The sequence below is a fragment of the Streptomyces argenteolus genome (genome assembly GCF_042902585.1).
Taxonomy (GTDB): Bacteria; Actinomycetota; Actinomycetes; order Streptomycetales; family Streptomycetaceae; genus Streptomyces; species Streptomyces argenteolus.
Window position 1 is genome coordinate 1,021,407 of the sequence record NZ_JBIBEG010000001.1, and the last position, 19,554, is coordinate 1,040,960.

A 19,554-nucleotide genomic window follows, 5' to 3' on the forward strand; every position below is an offset into this window, starting at 1 on the left:
CCTCGTCCTCTCACAATACGTGGCAAGTCGCGGCTGCGCGGCCGGGTCACCACAACCCGGCCGCCCGTTCGGCCTCCGAGCAGGTCAGTCGGTGGGCTCGAACGTGGCGAACGCCGTCTCGCGCAGCGTCCTGCACTCCTCGCCGTCCCACTCGTCCGCCTTGCAGCTGATCATGATGGAGTAGCCGTGGGTGGCGTCGGCCTTGAAGCCCCGGTTGAGGACCCTGACCCGCATGCCCTGCTGGTTGCGGGTGAACTCCCAGTCGGCGACGGTCGGGTAGCCGTTGTACTCGACCTTCTTTATGCCGATGTGCTTGTAGCCGTTGCTGAGGCTCCTGGTCGCCGCGACCGCCCCCGCCCAGGCAGCCGCCGCGTCGTCCTTCGGGGAGGCGTTGTAGTCGATCTGGATGCGGGGGAAGCCGCCGTCGGCGTTGTAGATCGCGCCGGAGTTCTGTCCCGCTATGGCGTCGAACTTGAAGTCACCGGGCATCGCCACGGAGAAGTGGAACTGCTTGCTGGTGACGGCCTTGTACCCGGAGGGCAGTGCGTCCGGGTCGGGCTCGCCGCTCTCCTGCGAGGGGGAGGGTTCGACGGACGCCTCGCCCGTCTTCTTCCCCTGGCCGTCCTCTCCGCCCTTGCCCGTCCCGCTGGTCTCGTCCTTTCCCGATCCGCCGCCGGTGGCCTCGGCGTCCCCGCCCCCCGCGGCACCAGCCGACGTGGTGGTGTCGCCCTTGGCGCCGCCCTTGTCGCCCGCGTCGTCGTCGCCGAGGGAGAGGGCCAGGACCGTACCGAGGACGGCGAGCACGACGACCCCGGCGATGACCGCCAGCGTGCGGCGGGGCACGACGTCGGTGATCGACGCCGTGGCCCTGGAGGGCCGTCCGGCGGGTCCGGAGGCCGACGCCATGGCGGCGGGAGTGCCCGGCGCGCGCGGGGGCGCGGGCGGCACGGCGGTCCCGGCCGTCCCGGCCGTCGGAGTTTTCGCGTTGCGTACGGAGCGCAGCGCGCCGCGCAGCCGGTCGCGAGCGCTGTCGGCAACGCCCTGCGCGCCGGAGGTGGAGGTCCCGGCGGTGGTGGAGCCGGACGCGGGAGTTCCGGCCGCCGGGCTCCCCGCGGACGGGGCCGCGGAGGCCGCCGCGTGGGCCGCCCCGGCGGCAGCCGCGCCGGCCGCCGCCGCCTTTCCGCCGTTGCCGGAGTCACCCCTGCCGGCCTTCGCCGCCTTGGCGCCCTTGCCGCTCGGGGCGTCGCCGATCGTGGGCAGCGCCATGATCTGGGTGGAGTCGGCGGGGGGCGTGACGGGCTGTTCGGGAGCGTTGATCACCGCGTTGAGCAGGACGCGCGCGCCGGCGTCGTCCAGGCGCTGGTCGGGGTCCCTGGCCAGCAGGCCGTAGATGACCTCCTCCAGCGGACCGGCGTTCACCGGGGTCTCGACCGGCTCCGTCATCACCGCGGTCAGCGTGGCGATGGCCGAACCCTTGTCGTACGGCGGGCGGCCCTCGACGCTCGCGTACAGCAGCCCGCCCAGCGACCAGAGGTCGGCGGGAGGTCCGGGCTTGTGCCCGCGTGCGCGCTCGGGCGAGATGTAGGAGGGGGCGCCGACGAGCATGCCCGTCGAGGTGACGGAGGGGTCGCCCTCGACCTGGGCGATCCCGAAGTCGGTCAGGACGACCCGGCCGTCCTCGGAGATCAGCACGTTGGACGGCTTCACGTCCCGGTGGAGGATGCCCTCGCGGTGCGCCGAACGCAGCACGTCGAGAATGGCGAGACCGACCTCCGCCGCCCGTCTCGGCGTCAGCGTCCCGTCCTCACGGATCACCTCGGCGAGGGACTTGCCCTCGATGAGTTCCATGACGATCCACGGCCGGTCGTCCTCGTCGACCACGTCGTAGACCGTCACGGCGCTGGTGTTGCGGATCCTCGCGATGGCCTTCGCCTCGCGGAGGGTGCGCGTGATCAGACGCCGCTTCTCGTCCTCGTCGATGGAGGACGGGAACCGCAGTTCCTTGACGGCGACCGTGCGCCCCAACGTCTCGTCGGCAGCACGCCAGACCGTGCCCATGCCGCCCCGGCCGAGCACCTCCCCAAGGCGGTACCGCCCCGCGAGGAGACGTCCGTCCTTGTCCCGTTGGGGCTCCTGCGCCTGCTCCGCCTCCGACATGCGTCCCCTCTGCGATCAACCCGCCCTGGCAGAGCGTTCATTGTCCCTCACCCCGGGACCGGTCGTGGTGCCGGGTCCGGGGCGGCCCCGGTGCGGCCGGAGGGAGGAACCCCCCGCCATGCGGACATCCGGGGCTCTTCGCGTCCGCCCGTCCGTACCGGCTCCCCTCACTCCGGGAACCGCGAGCCTGCCCAGCGAACCACACCTCACGCCCGGCATCACCCCGCCCCCTCCCGCTCGTGCCGAGGACCGCGCCCCGCCGCCCGCCGTCCCGGCAGGTGGCGGACCCCCGGCAGCGGCGGGAAGCCGCCCGCTCCCCTCGCGCCCCGTCACCTCCGTTACGCCACAACGTCCTTGCCCGTGCGCGCCCCCGCCGAGCACACCGGGCTCCGGCCGGGCCGGGCCGGGCCGGGAACCCCGGCCCGGCCCGGACCTGCGGGTCCTAGAGCGGCACGATGTCGGGTGCCCCCAGGCGCGCCGCGTCGGCCGTGAGGTCGTCCGGCTGGCGCTGCGACTCCCTCTCCGCCTCCACCCGCTTGCGGTAGTGCTCCACCTCCCGCTCGACCTGGTCCGTGTCCCAGCCGAGCACCGGCGCCATCAGGTCCGCGCACTCGCGGGCACACCGCGTGCCCCGGTCGAAGGTCTCGATGGAGATGCGGGTGCGCCGCGTCAGGACGTCGTCGAGGTGCCGGGCGCCCTCGTGCGAGGCGGCGTAGACGACCTCCGCGCGCAGGTAGTCCTCCGCGCCGGCGAGCGGCTCGCCCAGCGTGGAGTCGCCCCGGACGAGATCCAGGACCTCCTCCGCCATCGAGCCGTACCGGTTGAGCAGGTGCTCCACCCGGACCACGTGCAGCCCCGTCCTGGCGGCGATCCTGGCGCGGGCGTTCCACAGGGCGCGGTAGCCCTCGGCGCCCAGCAGCGGGATGTCCTCCGTGACGCAGTCGGCCACCCGCTGGTCCAGCGCGTGCACCGCCTCGTCCACGGCGTCCTTCGCCATGACCCGGTAGGTCGTGTACTTGCCGCCCGCCACGACGACGAGCCCCGGCGCCGGATGGGCCACCGTGTGCTCACGCGACAGCTTGCTGGTGGCGTCCGACTCCCCCGCCAGCAGCGGGCGCAGCCCGGCGTAGACACCCTCGACGTCGTCCCTGCCCAGCGGGGTGTTCAGCACCGAGTTGACGTGTTCGAGCAGATAGTCGATGTCGGCGCTGGACGCGGCCGGGTGGGCCTTGTCGAGATCCCAGTCGGTGTCCGTGGTGCCGATGATCCAGTGCCGCCCCCAGGGGATCACGAAGAGCACCGACTTCTCGGTGCGCAGGATGAGCCCGGTGGAGGAGTGGATGCGGTCCTTGGGCACGACGAGGTGAATGCCCTTCGACGCCCGGACGTGGAACTGCCCGCGCTCGCCGATCAGCGCCTGGGTGTCGTCCGTCCACACCCCGGTGGCGTTGACCACCTGCTTGGCCCTGACCTCGTACTCCCCGCCGCCCTCGACGTCCTGCACCCGCGCGCCGACGACCCGCTCCCCCTCCCGGAGGAAGCCGGTCACCCGCGCCCGGTTCGCCACCTGCGCGCCGTAGCCCGCGGCCGTGCGCACCAGGGTCGCCACAAAGCGCGCGTCGTCCATCTGGGCGTCGTAGTACTGGAGGGCGCCCACCAGGGCGTCCTTCCTGAGCGCGGGGGCGACCCTCAGGGCGCGCCGGCGGGAGAGGTGGCGGTGGACGGGCAGGCCCCGGCCGTGGCCGGAGGACACCGACATCGCGTCGTACAGCGCGACCCCGGAACCGGCGTAGAGCCGCTCCCAGCCCTTGTGCTGGAGGGGGTAGAGGAAGGGGACGGGCTTGACCAGATGCGGGGCGAGCCGCTCCAGCAGCAGTCCACGCTCCTTCAGCGCCTCCCGCACGAGCGCGAAGTCCAGCATCTCCAGGTAGCGCAGCCCGCCGTGGATCAGCTTGCTGGACCTGCTCGACGTCCCTGACGCCCAGTCGCGTGCCTCGACCAGCCCGGTCGAGAGCCCTCTGGTGGCCGCGTCCAGCGCGGTCCCGGCGCCGACCACGCCCGCTCCCACGACCAGCACGTCCAGTTCGCGCTCGGCCATCGCGGCCAGCGCTTCGGTGCGCTCCGCGGGTCCCAGTGTCGCTGTCCTCACTGCTGCCTCCCGGTATTCCCGGTGCATCGGGGTGGGTGGTACGGCACGGGAGCGGGGACCGGCCGGAGGGCCGGGCGCCCGTGCCCACCACTCGATTCTGTCCGCGGTCCACGACTTCAGCCACTGCCTGTGGACAACACCCGCCCCACACGCGCCCAGGAATGCGACATATAGGTCATATTTACGCCTAGTCTGACATTGCGCTGTCCCCAGCGGTTGCGCTTTCTGCCTTCTTGGTCTTAGGGAAAGGACGGCCCACATGCCGGCAGACCTTGCTGTCATCGGACTCGGTCACCTCGGCCTGCCCCTCGCCCAAGCAGCCGTCGGCGCGGGGATCCAGACCGTCGGCTACGACACCGACCCCCGTCCCTTCGCCGAACTCTCGGCGGGCCGTACGCCGGTCGAGGGATCCCTCAGCGCCTCCGACATCCGCCGCATGGTCTCGGGGGGCTTCCGGCCCACCGCCGATCCGGCGGAGCTGGGCCGGGTCCGCACCGCCGCGATCTGCGCCCCCACCCCCCTCGGACCGGACCGCACCCTCGACCTCGGCGCCGTGACCGAGGCGGCCCGGGCGCTCGCCCTCCGGCTCAGGCCGCACACCACCGTCCTGGTGGAGTCGGCCGTACCGCCCGGCACCACCGAGAACCTCGTGCGTCCCCTCCTGGAGGAGGGTTCCGGGCTGCGCGCCGGGCGCGACTTCCACCTCGCCCACTCCCCCGGGCGCCTCGACCCCGGCAACCGCACCCACGTCTACGCCCACACCCCCAAGGTCATCGGCGGCCTCACGCCCGCCTGCACCGAGTCGGCCGCGGCCTTCTACGGACGGCTCACCGACAAGGTCGTCCGGGCCCGGGGACCGCGCGAGGCGGAGATGACGAAGGTCCTGGAGACCAACTTCCGGCACGTCAACATCGCGCTGGTCAACGAGATGGCGGTGCTCTGCCACGACCTCGGGGTGGACCTCTGGGACGTCATCAGGTGCGCCGAGACCAAGCCCTTCGGCTTCCAGCCCTTCCGCCCCGGACCCGGCGTCGGGGGCCACGGTGTCCCGGTGGACCCCGGATACTTCCCGTACAGCAGCCGTACGCCCGGACATCCGCTGCGCATGGTCTCGCTGGCCAAGGAGATCAACGACCGGATGCCCGGCTATGTGATCCAGCGCTGCGCCACCCTGCTCAACGAGCACGGCAAGTCCGTGCGGGGCGCCAGGGTCCTGCTGCTCGGGGTCACCTACAAGCCGGACCTGGCCGACCAGGAGGCCTCCCCCGCCCGGGAGATCGCGGGCCGGCTGATGGACATGGGCGCCCAGATCGGTTACCACGACCCGCACGTCCTGGACTGGCGCGTGCGCGACCTGCCCGTACCGCGCGCGGATTCGCTCTACGAGGCCGCCGCCGGGGCTGACCTGACGGTGCTTCTGCAGCACCACCGCACGTACGACCTCCAGGGCCTCGCGGTGAAGGCCCAGCTCCTCCTGGACACCCGGGGCGCCACCCCGGCGGGCGCCGCGCACCGGCTGTAGCGCGGCCCCGGGAGGTGACCGCCGGGATTCCGGTGGGCTGTGTCGGCGCGGGCTGCTAGCCTGCGGCGTCACTTCTCGCACACCCGTGCGCATCGTCCCAGGGGGATCACCACCATGAGCCAGCCCGTGCAGCCGCCGAACCCGCCACAGCAGCCCTACGGCGGCCAGCCGGCCGACGGCAACCCGTACGCGGGGCAGCAGCCCACGCCCGGCAACCCGTTCGCCGGCCAGCAGCCCGGCGCGCCGACGGGCAACCCCTTCGCCGGTCAGCAGGGCCAGCAGCCCGCCCAGTTCGGCGGCGGCTTCCCGCCCGCCCCGCCGGTCCGGAGCGGCTCCGGTGTCGGCCTCGGCGTGCTGACCGCCCTGGGCACGGCGATCGTCGCGGCAATCCTGTACGGCGTCATCGCCGGCTCCATCGAGCGCGAGGTCGGCTACGCGGCCATCGGTGTCGGCTTCCTGGTCGGCTTCGCGGCGAGCAAGGTCGGCGGCCCCCTCCCGGCCATCGGCGCGGCCAGTGCCGTCTTCTCCCTGGGCGCGGTCTTCGTCGGTCAGCTCGTCGCGATGTCGATGATCCTCGCGGACGGACTCGGCGTCGGCTTCTCCGAGGTCTTCTTCGAGCACTTCGGCGATGTCGTCGACGTCTGGAAGGAGGAGGCCGACTTCATGACGTACCTCTTCCTGCTCCTCGGCCCCGTCGCCGCCTTCGGTGGCGCCCGCAAGGCCGGCTGACACCCCGTACACGCGCGACGGCCCGGACCACCACGGTGGTCCGGGCCGTCGCGCGTGTGAGCGCGGGAGATCAGCGGCGGTGCTGCGAGTCCGCCACCGTCACCTCGACGCGCTGGAACTCCTTCAGGTCGCTGTAGCCCGTGGTGGCCATCGCGCGGCGCAGCGCGCCGAAGATGTTCATCGAGCCGTCCGGGGTGTGCGAGGGGCCGGTGAGGACCTCCTCCGTCGTGCCGACGGATCCGAGGTCGACCAGCTTGCCGCGCGGCACGTCCTCGTGGACGGCCTCCATGCCCCAGTGCCGGCCGCGGCCGGGCGCGTCCGTGGCACGGGCCAGCGGGGAGCCCATCATGACGGCGTCCGCGCCGCAGGCGATGGCCTTGGGAAGGTCGCCGGACCAGCCCACACCACCGTCGGCGATGACGTGGACGTACCGGCCGCCGGACTCGTCCATGTAGTCGCGGCGCGCCCCGGCCACGTCGGCGACCGCGGTCGCCATGGGGACCTGGATGCCGAAGACGTTGCGCGTGGTGTGCGCGGCGCCGCCGCCGAAACCGACGAGGACGCCGGCCGCACCGGTACGCATCAGGTGCAGGGCGGCGGTGTACGTGGCGCAGCCGCCGACGATGACCGGGACGTCCAGCTCGTAGATGAACTGCTTCAGGTTCAGCGGCTCGGCCGCGCCGGAGACGTGCTCGGCGGAGACCGTCGTGCCGCGGATGACGAAGATGTCCACGCCCGCGTCGACGACGGCCTTGGAGAATTGGGCGGTGCGCTGCGGCGAGAGCGCCGCCGCGGTGACGACACCGGAGTCGCGCACCTCCTTGATGCGCCGGCCGATCAGCTCCTCCTGGATGGGGGCGGAGTAGATCTCCTGGAGCCGCGGGGTGGCGGTCTCGAGGGGCATCTCGGCGATCTCGTCGAGCAGCGCCTGCGGGTCCTCGTGCCGGGTCCACAGCCCCTCGAGGTTGAGGACACCGAGGCCGCCGAGCTCACCGATGCGGATCGCGGTCTGCGGGGAGACCACCGAGTCCATGGGCGCGGCCAGGAAGGGAAGCTCGAAACGGTAGGCGTCGATCTGCCAGGCGATCGAGACCTCCTTCGGGTCACGGGTGCGCCGGCTCGGTACGACAGCGATGTCGTCGAACGCGTATGCCCGCCGGCCGCGCTTGCCGCGCCCGATCTCGATCTCAGTCACGATGGTGTGGCCTTTCCTCTACGTCTGCGCTGTCCAGTATCCCCGACGCACACGTGAGGGGCGGTCCCGGGAACCCCGGTCCGCCCCTCACCCGGGCTGTTGCCTTACTTCCTGCTGTAGTTCGGCGCTTCCACCGTCATCTGGATGTCGTGCGGGTGGCTCTCCTTGAGACCCGCCGAGGTGATCCGCACGAAACGGCCCTTGCGCTCCATCTCGTCGACGGAGGCGGCACCGACGTACCCCATGGTCTGGCGGAGGCCGCCGACCAGCTGGTGGAGCACGTTGGCCAGCGGGCCGCGGTAGGGCACCTGGCCCTCGATGCCCTCGGGCACGAGCTTGTCGTCCGAGGACACCTCGGCCTGGAAGTAGCGGTCCTTGGAGTACGACCGCCCCTGGCCGCGGGACTGCATGGCACCCAGCGAGCCCATGCCGCGGTACGACTTGAACTGCTTGCCGTTGATGAACATCAGCTCACCCGGGGACTCCTCACAGCCCGCGAGGAGGCTGCCCAGCATCACGCTGTCGGCGCCGGCGGCCAGCGCCTTGCCGATGTCGCCGGAGTACTGGAGGCCGCCGTCGCCGATCACCGGGACGCCCGCGGCCCGCGCGGCGAGCGCGGCCTCGTAGATCGCGGTGACCTGCGGGACGCCGATGCCGGCGACCACGCGGGTGGTGCAGATCGAGCCGGGGCCGACGCCCACCTTCACGCCGTCGACACCGGCGTCGATCAGGGCCTGGGCCCCGTCGCGGGTGGCGACGTTACCGCCGATGACGTCGATGCCGACGCTCGACTTGATCTTCGCCATCCAGTCGAGGGCGTTGCTGTTGTGGCCGTGCGAGGTGTCGACGATCAGGAAGTCGACACCGGCGGACGCGAGCGCCTGGGCACGGTCCAGCGCCTCGGGGCTGGCACCGACGGCCGCGCCGACCAGCAGGCGGCCCTCGGCGTCCTTGGCGGCGTTCGGGTACTGCTCGGCCTTCTTGAAGTCCTTGACCGTGATGAGGCCCTTGAGGACGCCGGCGTCGTCGACCAGCGGGAGCTTCTCGATCTTGTGGCGGCGCAGCAGCTCCATGGCGTCCACGCCGGAGATGCCGACCTTGCCCGTGACCAGCGGCATGGGCGTCATGACCTCGCGGACCTGACGGCCGCGGTCCGACTCGAAGGCCATGTCGCGGTTGGTGACGATGCCGAGCAGCTTGCCCGCCGCGTCGGTCACCGGCACGCCGCTGATGCGGAACTTCGCGCACAGCGCGTCGGCCTCGCCGAGCGTGGCGTCGGGGTGCACCGTGATCGGGTCGGTGACCATTCCGGACTCGGACCGCTTGACCAGGTCGACCTGGTTCACCTGGTCCTCGATCGAGAGGTTGCGGTGCAGCACGCCCACGCCGCCCTGACGGGCCATGGCGATGGCCATCCGCGCTTCGGTCACCTTGTCCATGGCGGCCGAGAGCAGGGGGATGTTCACCCGTACGTTGCGCGAGATGAGGGACGAGGTGTCGACCGCGTTGGGCAGCACCTCGGACGCGCCGGGCAGCAGCAGCACGTCGTCGTATGTCAGCCCGAGCGTCGAGAACTTCTCGGGCACTCCGTCGACGTTTGCAGTCATGACACCTTCCCCAAATGGCCTTGATCGGTGCGGATGTCCATGCTAACGGCCTCGCGGGGTGTCTCATTCCACGAGCAAGATCACCTAGCGGTTCTGTGGCTTCCTCCAGGCCCGCCGGAGCGGCCGGACCGGCTGGGGAGCCCTCCGCGCGACCGGCTCCCCTACTGGCCCGCGAGAGCCCTCAGCCTGCTCAGGGCACGGTGCTGGGCGACCCGGACCGCACCCGGGGACATGCCGAGCATCTGCCCGGTCTCCTCGGCGGTCAGACCGACCGCGACCCGTAGGACCAGCAGTTCCCGCTGGTTCTCCGGAAGATTGGCGAGCAGCTTCTTGGCCCAGGCGGCATCGCTGCTGAGCAGCGCGCGCTCCTCCGGGCCGAGGGAATCGTCGGGCCGCTCCGGCATCTCGTCGGAGGGCACGGCCGTCGATCCGGGGTGGCGCATCGCGGCGCGCTGGAGGTCGGCGACCTTGTGGCCCGCGATGGCGAAGACGAAGGCCTCGAAGGGACGGCCGGTGTCCTTGTAGCGCGGGAGCGCCATCAGGACCGCGACGCAGACCTCCTGGGCGAGGTCCTCCACGAAGTGACGGGCATCACCGGGCAGCCGGTTCAGCCGGGACCTGCAGTAGCGCAGGGCGAGGGGGTGGACGTGGGCCAGGAGGTCGTGCGTCGCCTGTGCGTCGCCGTCGACGGCACGGTGCACCAGAGCACCGATCACCGTCGTCCCGTCCTCACGCATCGGACCATGGTGCCTTGACGCCGTCCGATCCGAGGCATCGCGTCCGGAGTTGTGCACCGAAGCGTTATCAGCGCGTGCGCCGCCGGGCCCGTGCGCGGGCGCCTCCTGCGACCGGGCGTCGCGCGCGTCCCCGGCCCGCACGGCGGCCGGGCCGGGCGTGCGTTCCGCAGCCGCGCCGCCGGCCGGTGCGCCGTCGGTGCGATCGGCCGGTACGCCCTCCTGACGGCCGGCGGACGTCGCGTCGGCGCGGCCGGCCTCCGCCTCGTCGGCCGGCACCGCGTCAGCCGCGTCGTGGGCGAGTGCTCCAGAGTTCTGAGCGGGTGCGCCGGATGTCATGTCCTGCGCCCTCCCCTTCCGCTCGACCGAATGTTCCCCGAGGAACTCCACACCTCAAGGATGCGGCATCGGCCGGGAAGCGTCACACCGCGCCGATGGGGAGGTCCCGGCCGCAGGTCCGCCGCCACCGCCGTCCCGTCCGCCGCCGTGCGGACGGGATCGGGTCACCGCGTACCGCGCCGCGAGGTCAGCGGACCAGGCCCCAGCGGAAGCCGAGCGCGACGGCGTGCGCGCGGTCCGAGGCCCCGAGCTTCTTGAACAGACGCCTCGCGTGTGTCTTCACCGTGTCCTCGGAGAGGAACAGCTCACGCCCGATCTCCGCGTTGGAGCGGCCGTGGCTCATCCCTTCGAGCACCTGGATTTCCCGCGCGGTGAGCGTCGGCGCCGCACCCATCTCCGCGGACCTGAGCCGGCGCGGGGCGAGCCGCCACGTCGGGTCGGCCAGCGCCTGGGTGACGGTGGCGCGCAGCTCGGCGCGCGAGGCGTCCTTGTGCAGATAGCCGCGGGCCCCGGCGGCGACCGCGAGCGCGACGCCGTCCAGGTCCTCGGCGACGGTCAGCATGATGATCCTGGCGCCGGGGTCCGCCGAGAGCAGTCGCCGGACCGTCTCCACACCCCCCAGCCCGGGCATGCGTACGTCCATCAGAATCAAATCCGAGCGGTCGGCTCCCCAGCGGCGGAGGACTTCCTCGCCGTTGGCCGCCGTCGTCACCCGCTCGACGCCGGGCACGGTCGCAACCGCGCGACGGAGCGCTTCTCGGGCAAGCGGGGAGTCGTCGCAGACGAGGACGGATGTCATGACCGTCCTCCGCAGCTGATGCGCGTCACCTTGAGCCTCCAGGCTGATTCAAGTCGTCACCTGTGCGGTTGACCCCCTCGGACATCTGCCCGAGCTCGATCTCCGTCAACCGCCTCGCCCTCATCAACGACGGTCACTCGAAAGAGTTACGGGCCGAAGCACCCGGTTCGGCACTCTAAGTGAGGGGGTGTGCACGGAGAAGAAGGACACGAGTTCATTCACCCCTCAACTGCTCCCCCGCGCTCCGACCTGCCCCATTTAGCGGGTTTTCTTCCCTTTTGCTGGCGTCTGAGGCTAGATTCGCAATCAGTCATATTTACATCTACTAACACCGTAGATGTACGGTCGGGACTCAGGTCGCCGACGAGCAACGACGGTCGAGGACGCCGTTTCCGACTCAGCAAGGTTTCGAGGGGACACGCAATGGCAGATTTCTCCCGCCTTCCCGGACCCAACGCGGATCTGTGGGACTGGCAGCTGCTGGCCGCCTGCCGCGGGGTCGACAGTTCGCTGTTCTTCCACCCCGAAGGAGAACGCGGAGCAGCCCGGAGCGCTCGCGAGACCTCGGCGAAGGAGGTCTGCATGCGCTGCCCGGTACGCGCCGAGTGCGCGGCGCACGCGCTCGCGGTACGGGAGCCCTACGGCGTGTGGGGCGGCCTGACCGAGGACGAGCGTGAGGAGCTCATGGGCAGGGCCCGCAACCGCCTGATCTCCGCCCATTCAGGGCCGGCCCCCGAGGCCGGCGACAGCTGACACCCCGCACGACCCGCCGACAGAAGAAACGTTTCCCCTGACCCGGTGCACGCCCGCCGCCGGACGGGTGACACCGGGCGCCAGGGCGGTTTGCGTCAGCGCGAGGCCGCCAGGGACAACTGGTCCAGGGTGGCCGCCACCGCCGGTACGCGCGCGAGGTCGGGCAGGGTGAGCGCGACGATCTCCCGCTCCACGGCAGGCTCCACCGTCACGGTGCGGGCCCCCTTGGGACGTACCGACTCGATGGCCAGCTCCGGCAGCACGGCCACGCCGAGGCCCGCGCCGACGAGCCCGATCACCGCCGGGTAGTCGTCCGTGGCGAAGTCGATCCGCGGAGTGAATCCGGAGGCCTCGCAGACCTCCACCAGCTGCCGCCTGCACCGCGGGCAGCCGGCGATCCAGGACTCCTCGGCCAGCTCGGCGATGCCCACCGCGTCCGTACCGGCCAGCCGGTGACCGTCGGGGACGAGGCCGATCAGCCGGTCCACGAGCAGCGGACGCACGACCAGGTCGTCCCACTCGCCGCCGACCTTCCCGTAACGGAACGCCAGCGCGATGTCGCAGTCGCCGTCGCGCAGCATCTCCACCGAGCGCGGCGGCTCCGCCTCGACGAGCGAGACCTGGGTGCCTGGGTGCGCGGCGCGCAGCGCCGCGAGCGCGCCCGGGACCAGCGCGGAGCTCCCGCTCGGGAAGGACACGAGCCGGACCCGGCCCGCCCGCAGTCCCGCGATCGCGGCGACCTCCTCCTCGGCCGCCGTCAGCCCCGCGAGGATGCCGGACGCGTGCCGTACCAGGGCCTCGCCCGCCTGGGTGAGGCGCATCTCGCGGCCCGTCCGGATCAGCAGCGGGGTGCCCGCGGAGCTCTCCAGGGCCTTCATCTGCTGACTGACGGCGGGCTGGGTGCAGCCCAGCTCCCGCGCGGCGGCGGAGAACGAGCCGGTGGTGGCCACGGCGCGCAGGACACGGAGATGACGGGCTTCGATCACCCTTCAACCATAAGCGCATCTTGCAGGTTCAGTCGATTAATCCCGAGCCCCTTTGAGGGTGTCACGGCTACCCTGTCTCCCCATGAAGGTCCTCACCGTCAACATCGGCCGGCCCGCTCCCTCCGCGCACACGGACAGCCCGGGCGGCCTCACCGGCATCGGCAAACGCCCGGCCGACGGCCCGGTGCCGGTGGCCGACCCGGGCCCCAGGGGCACCGGCGGCAGTGGCCTGGCCGGGGACGCGGTGTGCGATCTCCGCCACCACGGGGGCTCCGACCAGGCGGTCTACGCCTACGCCCGCGAGGAGCTCGACGCCTGGGAGAAGGAGCTCGGCAGACCGCTGCCCAACGGCGCCTTCGGGGAGAACCTCACGACCCTCGGCATCACCGTGAGCCACGCCCGGATCGGGGAACGCTGGCGGATCGGCGACGAGGTGCTCCTGGAAGTTACGTCGGGCCGCATCCCGTGCCGGACGTTCGCGGGCCACCTCGGCGAGCGCGGCTGGGTGCGCCGCTTCACGCGCGAGGGCGCGACGGGGGCGTATCTGCGGGTGATCCAGCCGGGAACGATCCGCTCCGGCGACCCGGTCGAGCTGGTGCACCTGCCCGGCCACGACATCACCGCGGCCATGGAGTTCCGGGCGACGACGACGGAGCGGGAACTGCTGCCCCGTCTGCTGGCCGCCGGGGACGCACTGCACGAACAGAGCCTGCGCGCCGCGCGGGAGTACGTGGCGAAGCACGGGGCCGGCGCGCCCTCCTGAGGGAGCCGTCGCGCACGGGGCCGCCGGGCGGCACGGGACGAGGACCGCCCGCGCTGCTCCCGGCGTCCCGGACGCGGGGTGCCCAACGGCCGCCGGGCGCGCGGCAGTCGGGTCCGGGGCCGAGGCGGCGGGGACGAGGCGGGTCGGCCGCCGGGTGCGCGGGGCACTAACGTGCCGCGTATGACGACTGCACTGATTACGGGCGCGACGGCGGGGATCGGGGCCGCCTTCGCACGGCGGCTCGCGGGTGACGGGCACAACCTGGTGCTGGTGGCCCGCGACACCGAGCGGTTGCGGAACCAGGCCACGGAGCTGCACGACGGACACGGCATCGAGGCCGAGGTGCTGACGGCCGACCTGTCCACGGACGCCGGGATCGAGGCGGTCGAGGCCCGGCTGGGTGACCGTGTGAGCCCGGTCGACCTGCTGGTCAACAACGCCGGCTTCGGTAACAAGGGGCGCTATCTCGACGTCTCGATGGCCGACGAACTGACGATGCTCAAGGTCCACTGCGAGGCGGTGCTGCGGCTGACCTCGGCTGCCGCGGGCCCGATGCGGGAGCGCGGCCGGGGCGGGGTGGTCAACGTGGCGTCGGTCGCGGCCTTCCTGCCTCGCGGGACGTACGGGGCCTCGAAGTCGTGGGTCGTGCAGTTCACCCAGGGCGCGGCGAAGGACCTGGCGGGTTCCGGGGTGCGGCTGATGGCGCTGTGCCCCGGCTTCGTACGGACCGAGTTCCACGAGCGGGCCGGGATGGGGACGGGCAACATCCCTGACTGGATGTGGCTGGACGCCGACAAGCTGGTGGCCGAGGCACTGGCGGACCTGGCCCGGGGCAGGACGGTGTCGGTCCCGGACCCGCGCTACAAGGCGCTGATGGGCCTCGTGAAGCTGACGCCCCGCAGCCTCCTCGGCGGTGTCACCTCCCGAGCGGGCCGGACGTACGGCCCCAAGTAGCCGGACCGCGGCGCCCGGGGGCGCGGACACCAGAAACACCGAGGCCCGGTGCCCCCGCGACGGGGGTACCGGGCCTCGGTGGCGTACGGACCTGCTAGTGGGAGTGGCCGTGGCCGCCGTGACCGGCGTCGGCCTCGTCCTCGGCCGGCTTCTCGACGACCAGGGTCTCGGTCGTGAGCAGCAGCGACGCGATGGACGCGGCGTTCTCCAGGGCGGAGCGGGTGACCTTGACCGGGTCGATGACGCCGGCCTTCACCAGGTCGCCGTACTCGCCGGTCGCGGCGTTGAAGCCCTGGCCCTTGTCGAGCTCGGCGACCTTCGAGGTGATGACGTAGCCCTCGAGGCCCGCGTTCTCCGCGATCCAGCGGAGCGGCTCGACGGCGGCGCGGCGCACGACCGCGACACCCGTTGCCTCGTCGCCGGTCTTGCCGAGGTTGCCCTCGAGGACCTTGACGGCGTGGACCAGAGCGGAGCCACCACCGGAGACGATGCCCTCCTCGACCGCGGCGCGGGTCGCGGAGATGGCGTCCTCCAGACGGTGCTTCTTCTCCTTGAGCTCCACCTCGGTGGCGGCACCGACGCGGATCACGCACACGCCGCCGGCCAGCTTCGCGAGGCGCTCCTGGAGCTTCTCCCGGTCCCAGTCGGAGTCCGTGGACTCGATCTCGGCCTTGATCTGGTTGACGCGGCCCTTGACGTCGGCGGAGTCGCCGCCGCCGTCGACGATGGTCGTGTCGTCCTTGGAGACGGTGACACGGCGAGCCGTGCCGAGCACGTCCAGACCGGCCTGGTCGAGCTTGAGGCCGACCTCCTCGGCGATGACGGTCGCACCGGTGAGGGTGGCGATGTCGCCGAGCATGGCCTTGCGGCGGTCACCGAAGCCCGGGGCCTTCACCGCGACGGCGTTGAAGGTGCCACGGATCTTGTTGACGACGAGGGTGGAGAGCGCCTCGCCCTCGACATCCTCGGCGATGATCAGCAGCGGCTTGGAGCCACCCGCCTGGATGACCTTCTCCAGGAGCGGGAGCAGCTCCTGGATGGAGCCGATCTTGCCCTGGTGGATCAGGATGTACGGGTCGTCGAGGACGGCCTCCATACGCTCCTGGTCGGTCACCATGTACGGGGAGAGGTAGCCCTTGTCGAAGGCCATGCCCTCGGTGAACTCGAGGTCCAGACCGAAGGTGTTGGACTCCTCGACGGTGATGACGCCGTCCTTGCCGACCTTGTCCATCGCGTCCGCGATGAGCTCGCCGACCTGCGGGTCCTGCGCGGAGAGCGCGGCCACGGCGGCGATGTCGGCCTTGTCGTCGATCGGGCGCGCGCTCGCGAGGAGGTCCTCGGACACGGCCTTGACGGCGGCGTCGATGCCCTTCTTCAGGGAGGCCGGGGAGGCGCCCGCGGCGACGTTGCGGAGGCCTTCGCGGACGAGGGCCTGGGCGAGCACGGTGGCGGTGGTGGTGCCGTCACCCGCCACGTCGTTGGTCTTGGTCGCCACCTCCTTCACCAGCTGGGCACCGAGGTTCTCGTACGGGTCGTCGAGCTCGACCTCGCGCGCGATGGTGACACCGTCGTTGGTGATGGTGGGGGCACCGAACTTCTTGTCGATGACGACGTTGCGGCCCTTCGGGCCGATCGTCACCTTCACCGTGTCGGCAAGCTTGTTGACGCCGCGCTCAAGGGCGCGACGGGCGTCCTCGTCGAACTTCAGAATCTTCGCCATGGGCTGAGCTGTCCTCTCAAACGAACTGCGCCCCTCGCCGCCCGGCTAGTTGTCTCGCAGGGGGCCAGGGGCGCAGAACAGAAGCAAACGTGGGTGAATTACTTCTCGACGATCGCGAGAACGTCGCGAGCCGAGAGGACGAGGTACTCCTCGCCGTTGTACTTCACCTCGGTGCCGCCGTACTTGCTGTACAGAACGACATCGCCGGTCTTGACGTCGAGCGGAAGGCGCTCGCCGTTCTCGAAGCGGCCCGGGCCCACGGCCAGGACGACGCCCTCCTGGGGCTTCTCCTTGGCGGTGTCCGGAATGACCAGGCCGGAAGCCGTGGTCTGCTCGGCGTCGAGCGGCTGGACCACAATGCGGTCCTCGAGCGGCTTGATCGCAACCTTGGAGCTGGTGGTCGACACGATCCGGTCTCCCCCTTCGGAGATCTCACGGGGTTTAACAGTCTGTGGGTGGCGACCAGGTCGATCCGTCGTCGCGGGTGCCGGACCTGCCGTGTCGCGCAGTGCTGCTGGCACTCTCCCTCGGGGAGTGCCAGCACTGAGACTATGGCGGCGATTAGCACTCGGTCAAGCGGAGTGCCAATTCACCACCCAGGCGTGGCGTCGCGCGACCGGCGCACGCCCGGCACAACGCGGGAGAGGGCCACGGTGTTCCGGTGGCGTACGCCCGCCCACATCTGACGGCTGGTCCGGCGGCGAGACGCGCGGACACCGACCGTCCGCACGGCCCGGCGAGACCTCCGCACGCCGGCCGGTGGCACGGCCCGAGCAGGACGCCCACGGCACCAACCGGGCAGAGGCACCGCAGAACCCCTCGCCCTCACCACCCGCCGCCACCGCCCCCGCCGGACCTCCGTGCGCCGGGAGCGGGCTCGCGTCCGCTCAGACGTAGTCCTCCAGCCTGGCCACGGCGTACCCCTTGTCCGTGATCGCCTTCATGACGTTGCGGATCATGTCGGCCATGGACCCGCCCCAGTCCTCGCGGCCCCGGAAGTGGGTGAGGACGATGTCGCCGGGGTGCAGGTCCCGGTCCCACTCACGCCACTCCATGTGGTCGGGGAACGCCTCGGCCGCCCACAGGGGCACGGCCTTGATCCCGCAGGACTTGGCGGCGCGGAGGGTGTCGCCGTTGTAGTTGCCGTACGGCGGCCGGAAGAGCGTGGGCCGCTTCCCGAAGTACTTCTCGATCTTCTCCTGCTCGCCGCAGATCTCCCGGCGCTGCTCGGCCGCCGAAAGCCCCGGAAGATAGCGGTGGTTGAGGGTGTGGTTGCTGAGGGTCACGCCCCTGGCCTGCATGTCCTTGAAGTAGCCGTAGTCGTCGCTCACCACGTAGTCGCTGAGGAAGGCGCTGTACGGAATCTTCAGCTCCGTCATCATCCGCAGGAGTTCGGGGTCCTTCTCCGCCCCGTCGTCCATCGTCAGGAAGACGATGCGTTCCTCGGTGGGCACGGTGGTGAAGACCGGCGGCAGCGCCTCCCCTCCCTCCACCTCGAACCCCTCACGCGTGGTGATGCGCGGCTTCTGGGCGGGAGGCGCGGGTGCGGCCAGCGGCACCTTCGCCAGGCCCCACTTCTTCGCGGCGGCAGCACGGGCGGCCTGCGCACGCTTCAGCCGCTCGGCCCGCGCCTCGGCCGCCCCGGCCCCCGGCCGAGCCGCGGCGCCCGGCTGCCCGGCGGCCGGGGAGGCCGGCTCGTCCCGGCCCGCGGCCTGCTCACGCGCGCCGTCGGCACACCCGGACGCCGCGGCGGCGACCAGCAGCGCGGCCAGGACCGCACAGACCGTTCTGCACCGCTTCGTCACCGACTTTTCGTTTTGTCTTACTAGTTGCATGGCGCCGCATCCTGCCACCGGCTCCGCGCCCCCCTCCCGCGACACCTCCGCGAGGCCCGCCGCGTCCCCCGGCTGGCTCACAATGGAGGCGTGAACGCCCTTCCCCCCGCCGGTCAGGCCGACCCGCTCGACGCCTTCGCGGCGCTGCGCACCCCCGAGGGCGCGGCCCTCCTGGACGAGCTGCGTGACCACGACCCCTCCCAGGAACTGGCCACGGCGACCCGGCTGCGCCGCACCCACCCCGCCGCGCTCGTGTCGGCGGCGCTCGGACAGGCACGCCTGCGGCAGCGCGCGGTGGCGAAGTTCGGGGCGGCGGACGCGTACCGCATGTTCTTCACCCCCGCCGGCGTGGAACAGGCGACCCGGACCTCGGTCGCGGCCCATCGCGCGGGCCGGTTCGCCGAGCAGGGCGTACGGAGCGTCGCCGATCTCTGCTGCGGCATCGGCGGTGACGCGATCGCGCTGGCCAGGGCGGGCATCTCGGTGCTGGCCGTGGATCGCGACCCGCTCACGGCCGAGGTCGCCCGCGCCAACGCCGAGGCGCTGGGCCTCCAGGAGCTCGTCGAGGTGCGGTGCGCCGACGTCACGGAGATCGACACCTCCCCGTACGACGCGGTCTTCGTCGACCCGGCGCGGCGCGGCGGACGCGGCAGGATCTTCGACCCCGAGGCCTATTCGCCGCCGCTCTCCTGGGCGACCGGGGCGGCGCTCAAGGCGCCGCGCGCCGCTCTGAAGATCGCCCCCGGTGTCCCGCACGAGGCCGTCGACCCGCGGGCCGAGGCCGAGTGGATCTCGGACGGCGGCGACGTGAAGGAGGCCGTGCTCTGGTTCGGCGAGGGCTTCACACCCGGCGCCTTCCGGGCGACGCTGCTCCCGTCCCGCGCCACCCTCGTCTCCGCAGGCCCGCTCCCCGCCCCGCCGGTCGGTCCCGTCGGCCGGTATCTGTACGAGCCGGACGGCGCGGTGATCCGCGCCCATCTGGTGGCCGCGGTCGTGGACCGGTGCGAGGGCAGGCTGATCGACGAGACGATCGCCTACGTCACGAGCGACACGGCGTACGAGTCCGAGGCCACGACGGCGTACGAGATCACCGATCGGATGCCCTTCAACATGAAGAAGCTGAAGGCGTTGCTGAGGGAGCGCCAGGTGGGGGTGCTGACGGTCAAGAAGCGCGGCTCCGCCGTCGAACCCGAGGAGCTGCGCCGGAAGATGAAGCTCCAGGGGCCGAACGCGGCCACCGTCTTCCTGACCCGGGTGGCCGGGGCGCCGACCATGCTGATCGGGCACCCGGTCGGGCGCCCCTGACGGCCCG

16 protein-coding genes are annotated in these 19,554 nt (G+C 71.9%); 6 read left to right on the plus strand and 10 right to left on the minus strand.

Annotated elements, in window-relative coordinates:
- Positions 1-84 precede the first annotated feature (84 nt).
- Both ACFY8O_RS04485 and ACFY8O_RS04490 read right to left on the minus strand, forming a co-directional pair.
- Positions 85-2,157 carry a serine/threonine-protein kinase gene (locus ACFY8O_RS04485; protein ID WP_387898760.1) on the minus strand — a complete coding sequence of 691 codons (2,073 nt, stop codon included), beginning with the start codon at positions 2,155-2,157 and terminating at the stop codon, positions 85-87.
- 442 nt (positions 2,158-2,599) lie between these two features.
- Positions 2,600-4,306, minus strand: coding sequence for a glycerol-3-phosphate dehydrogenase/oxidase (locus ACFY8O_RS04490; RefSeq protein WP_387898763.1), 1,707 nt, complete (start codon positions 4,304-4,306; stop codon positions 2,600-2,602).
- Between the two features lie 259 nt (positions 4,307-4,565).
- Between ACFY8O_RS04490 and ACFY8O_RS04495 the strand changes: the two genes are divergently transcribed.
- The gene (locus tag ACFY8O_RS04495; RefSeq protein WP_145803971.1) at positions 4,566-5,828 is read left to right on the plus strand and encodes a nucleotide sugar dehydrogenase; all 1,263 of its coding nucleotides are present in this window, start codon (positions 4,566-4,568) and stop codon (positions 5,826-5,828) included.
- 114 nt (positions 5,829-5,942) lie between these two features.
- Positions 5,943-6,557: a hypothetical protein gene (locus tag ACFY8O_RS04500; RefSeq protein WP_145803972.1), complete on the plus strand. Its 615-nt coding sequence runs from the start codon at positions 5,943-5,945 to the stop codon at positions 6,555-6,557.
- A 70-nt stretch (positions 6,558-6,627) separates the two neighbouring features.
- Here the strand turns inward: ACFY8O_RS04500 and ACFY8O_RS04505 are convergent, their stop codons facing one another.
- The 4 genes from ACFY8O_RS04505 to ACFY8O_RS04520 form a co-directional block, all read right to left on the minus strand.
- Complete coding sequence (locus ACFY8O_RS04505; RefSeq protein ID WP_145803973.1) at positions 6,628-7,752, minus strand: GuaB3 family IMP dehydrogenase-related protein; 1,125 nt, start codon at positions 7,750-7,752, stop codon at positions 6,628-6,630.
- 104 nt (positions 7,753-7,856) lie between these two features.
- Positions 7,857-9,359, minus strand: coding sequence for an IMP dehydrogenase (gene guaB / locus ACFY8O_RS04510; protein WP_145803974.1), 1,503 nt, complete (start codon positions 9,357-9,359; stop codon positions 7,857-7,859).
- A gap of 161 nt (positions 9,360-9,520) precedes the next feature.
- Positions 9,521-10,096 (minus strand): sigma-70 family RNA polymerase sigma factor, encoded by a 576-nt coding sequence (locus ACFY8O_RS04515; RefSeq protein ID WP_030123887.1) that lies wholly within the window; start codon positions 10,094-10,096, stop codon positions 9,521-9,523.
- Between the two features lie 523 nt (positions 10,097-10,619).
- Positions 10,620-11,231, minus strand: coding sequence for a response regulator transcription factor (locus ACFY8O_RS04520; RefSeq protein ID WP_003948568.1), 612 nt, complete (start codon positions 11,229-11,231; stop codon positions 10,620-10,622).
- A 423-nt stretch (positions 11,232-11,654) separates the two neighbouring features.
- Here ACFY8O_RS04520 and ACFY8O_RS04525 point away from each other — a divergent pair, with 423 nt between their 5' ends.
- On the plus strand, positions 11,655-11,984 hold the full coding sequence (locus tag ACFY8O_RS04525) for a WhiB family transcriptional regulator (protein ID WP_387898770.1): 330 nt from the start codon (positions 11,655-11,657) through the stop codon (positions 11,982-11,984).
- Between the two features lie 95 nt (positions 11,985-12,079).
- Here ACFY8O_RS04525 and ACFY8O_RS04530 read toward each other — a convergent pair whose 3' ends face one another.
- Positions 12,080-12,970 (minus strand): LysR family transcriptional regulator, encoded by an 891-nt coding sequence (locus ACFY8O_RS04530; protein ID WP_145803978.1) that lies wholly within the window; start codon positions 12,968-12,970, stop codon positions 12,080-12,082.
- A gap of 82 nt (positions 12,971-13,052) precedes the next feature.
- Between ACFY8O_RS04530 and ACFY8O_RS04535 the strand changes: the two genes are divergently transcribed.
- Both ACFY8O_RS04535 and ACFY8O_RS04540 read left to right on the plus strand, forming a co-directional pair.
- The gene (locus ACFY8O_RS04535) at positions 13,053-13,733 is read left to right on the plus strand and encodes an MOSC domain-containing protein (protein ID WP_145803980.1); all 681 of its coding nucleotides are present in this window, start codon (positions 13,053-13,055) and stop codon (positions 13,731-13,733) included.
- Positions 13,734-13,913: 180 nt separating this feature from the next.
- Positions 13,914-14,687 carry an SDR family NAD(P)-dependent oxidoreductase gene (locus tag ACFY8O_RS04540; RefSeq protein WP_387898774.1) on the plus strand — a complete coding sequence of 258 codons (774 nt, stop codon included), beginning with the start codon at positions 13,914-13,916 and terminating at the stop codon, positions 14,685-14,687.
- A gap of 94 nt (positions 14,688-14,781) precedes the next feature.
- Here ACFY8O_RS04540 and groL read toward each other — a convergent pair whose 3' ends face one another.
- The 3 genes from groL to ACFY8O_RS04555 all read right to left on the minus strand — a co-directional run bounded on the left by groL (position 14,782) and on the right by ACFY8O_RS04555 (position 18,242).
- Complete coding sequence (gene groL / locus ACFY8O_RS04545; RefSeq protein WP_145803984.1) at positions 14,782-16,407, minus strand: chaperonin GroEL; 1,626 nt, start codon at positions 16,405-16,407, stop codon at positions 14,782-14,784.
- A gap of 98 nt (positions 16,408-16,505) precedes the next feature.
- On the minus strand, positions 16,506-16,814 hold the full coding sequence (gene groES, locus ACFY8O_RS04550) for a co-chaperone GroES (protein ID WP_003966899.1): 309 nt from the start codon (positions 16,812-16,814) through the stop codon (positions 16,506-16,508).
- Between the two features lie 480 nt (positions 16,815-17,294).
- On the minus strand, positions 17,295-18,242 hold the full coding sequence (locus tag ACFY8O_RS04555; RefSeq protein WP_387899580.1) for a polysaccharide deacetylase family protein: 948 nt from the start codon (positions 18,240-18,242) through the stop codon (positions 17,295-17,297).
- Between the two features lie 90 nt (positions 18,243-18,332).
- On the opposite strand from ACFY8O_RS04555, the gene ACFY8O_RS04560 reads away from it, so the two are divergent.
- On the plus strand, positions 18,333-19,547 hold the full coding sequence (locus tag ACFY8O_RS04560; protein WP_387898778.1) for a THUMP-like domain-containing protein: 1,215 nt from the start codon (positions 18,333-18,335) through the stop codon (positions 19,545-19,547).
- Positions 19,548-19,554 lie beyond the last annotated feature (7 nt).

What these genes read in the sequence shown, in the direction of transcription:
- ACFY8O_RS04485 (WP_387898760.1), bottom strand. Translation starts at nt 2,157, where the DNA reads ATGTCGGAGGCGGAGCAGGCGCAGGAGCCCCAACGGGACAAGGACGGA.
- ACFY8O_RS04495 (WP_145803971.1), top strand. Translation starts at nt 4,566, where the DNA reads ATGCCGGCAGACCTTGCTGTCATCGGACTCGGTCACCTCGGCCTGCCC.
- ACFY8O_RS04500 (WP_145803972.1), top strand. Translation starts at nt 5,943, where the DNA reads ATGAGCCAGCCCGTGCAGCCGCCGAACCCGCCACAGCAGCCCTACGGC.
- guaB (WP_145803974.1), bottom strand. Translation starts at nt 9,359, where the DNA reads ATGACTGCAAACGTCGACGGAGTGCCCGAGAAGTTCTCGACGCTCGGG.
- ACFY8O_RS04515 (WP_030123887.1), bottom strand. Translation starts at nt 10,096, where the DNA reads ATGCGTGAGGACGGGACGACGGTGATCGGTGCTCTGGTGCACCGTGCC.
- ACFY8O_RS04520 (WP_003948568.1), bottom strand. Translation starts at nt 11,231, where the DNA reads ATGACATCCGTCCTCGTCTGCGACGACTCCCCGCTTGCCCGAGAAGCG.
- ACFY8O_RS04525 (WP_387898770.1), top strand. Translation starts at nt 11,655, where the DNA reads ATGGCAGATTTCTCCCGCCTTCCCGGACCCAACGCGGATCTGTGGGAC.
- ACFY8O_RS04535 (WP_145803980.1), top strand. Translation starts at nt 13,053, where the DNA reads ATGAAGGTCCTCACCGTCAACATCGGCCGGCCCGCTCCCTCCGCGCAC.
- ACFY8O_RS04540 (WP_387898774.1), top strand. Translation starts at nt 13,914, where the DNA reads ATGACGACTGCACTGATTACGGGCGCGACGGCGGGGATCGGGGCCGCC.
- groL (WP_145803984.1), bottom strand. Translation starts at nt 16,407, where the DNA reads ATGGCGAAGATTCTGAAGTTCGACGAGGACGCCCGTCGCGCCCTTGAG.
- ACFY8O_RS04555 (WP_387899580.1), bottom strand. Translation starts at nt 18,242, where the DNA reads ATGCAACTAGTAAGACAAAACGAAAAGTCGGTGACGAAGCGGTGCAGA.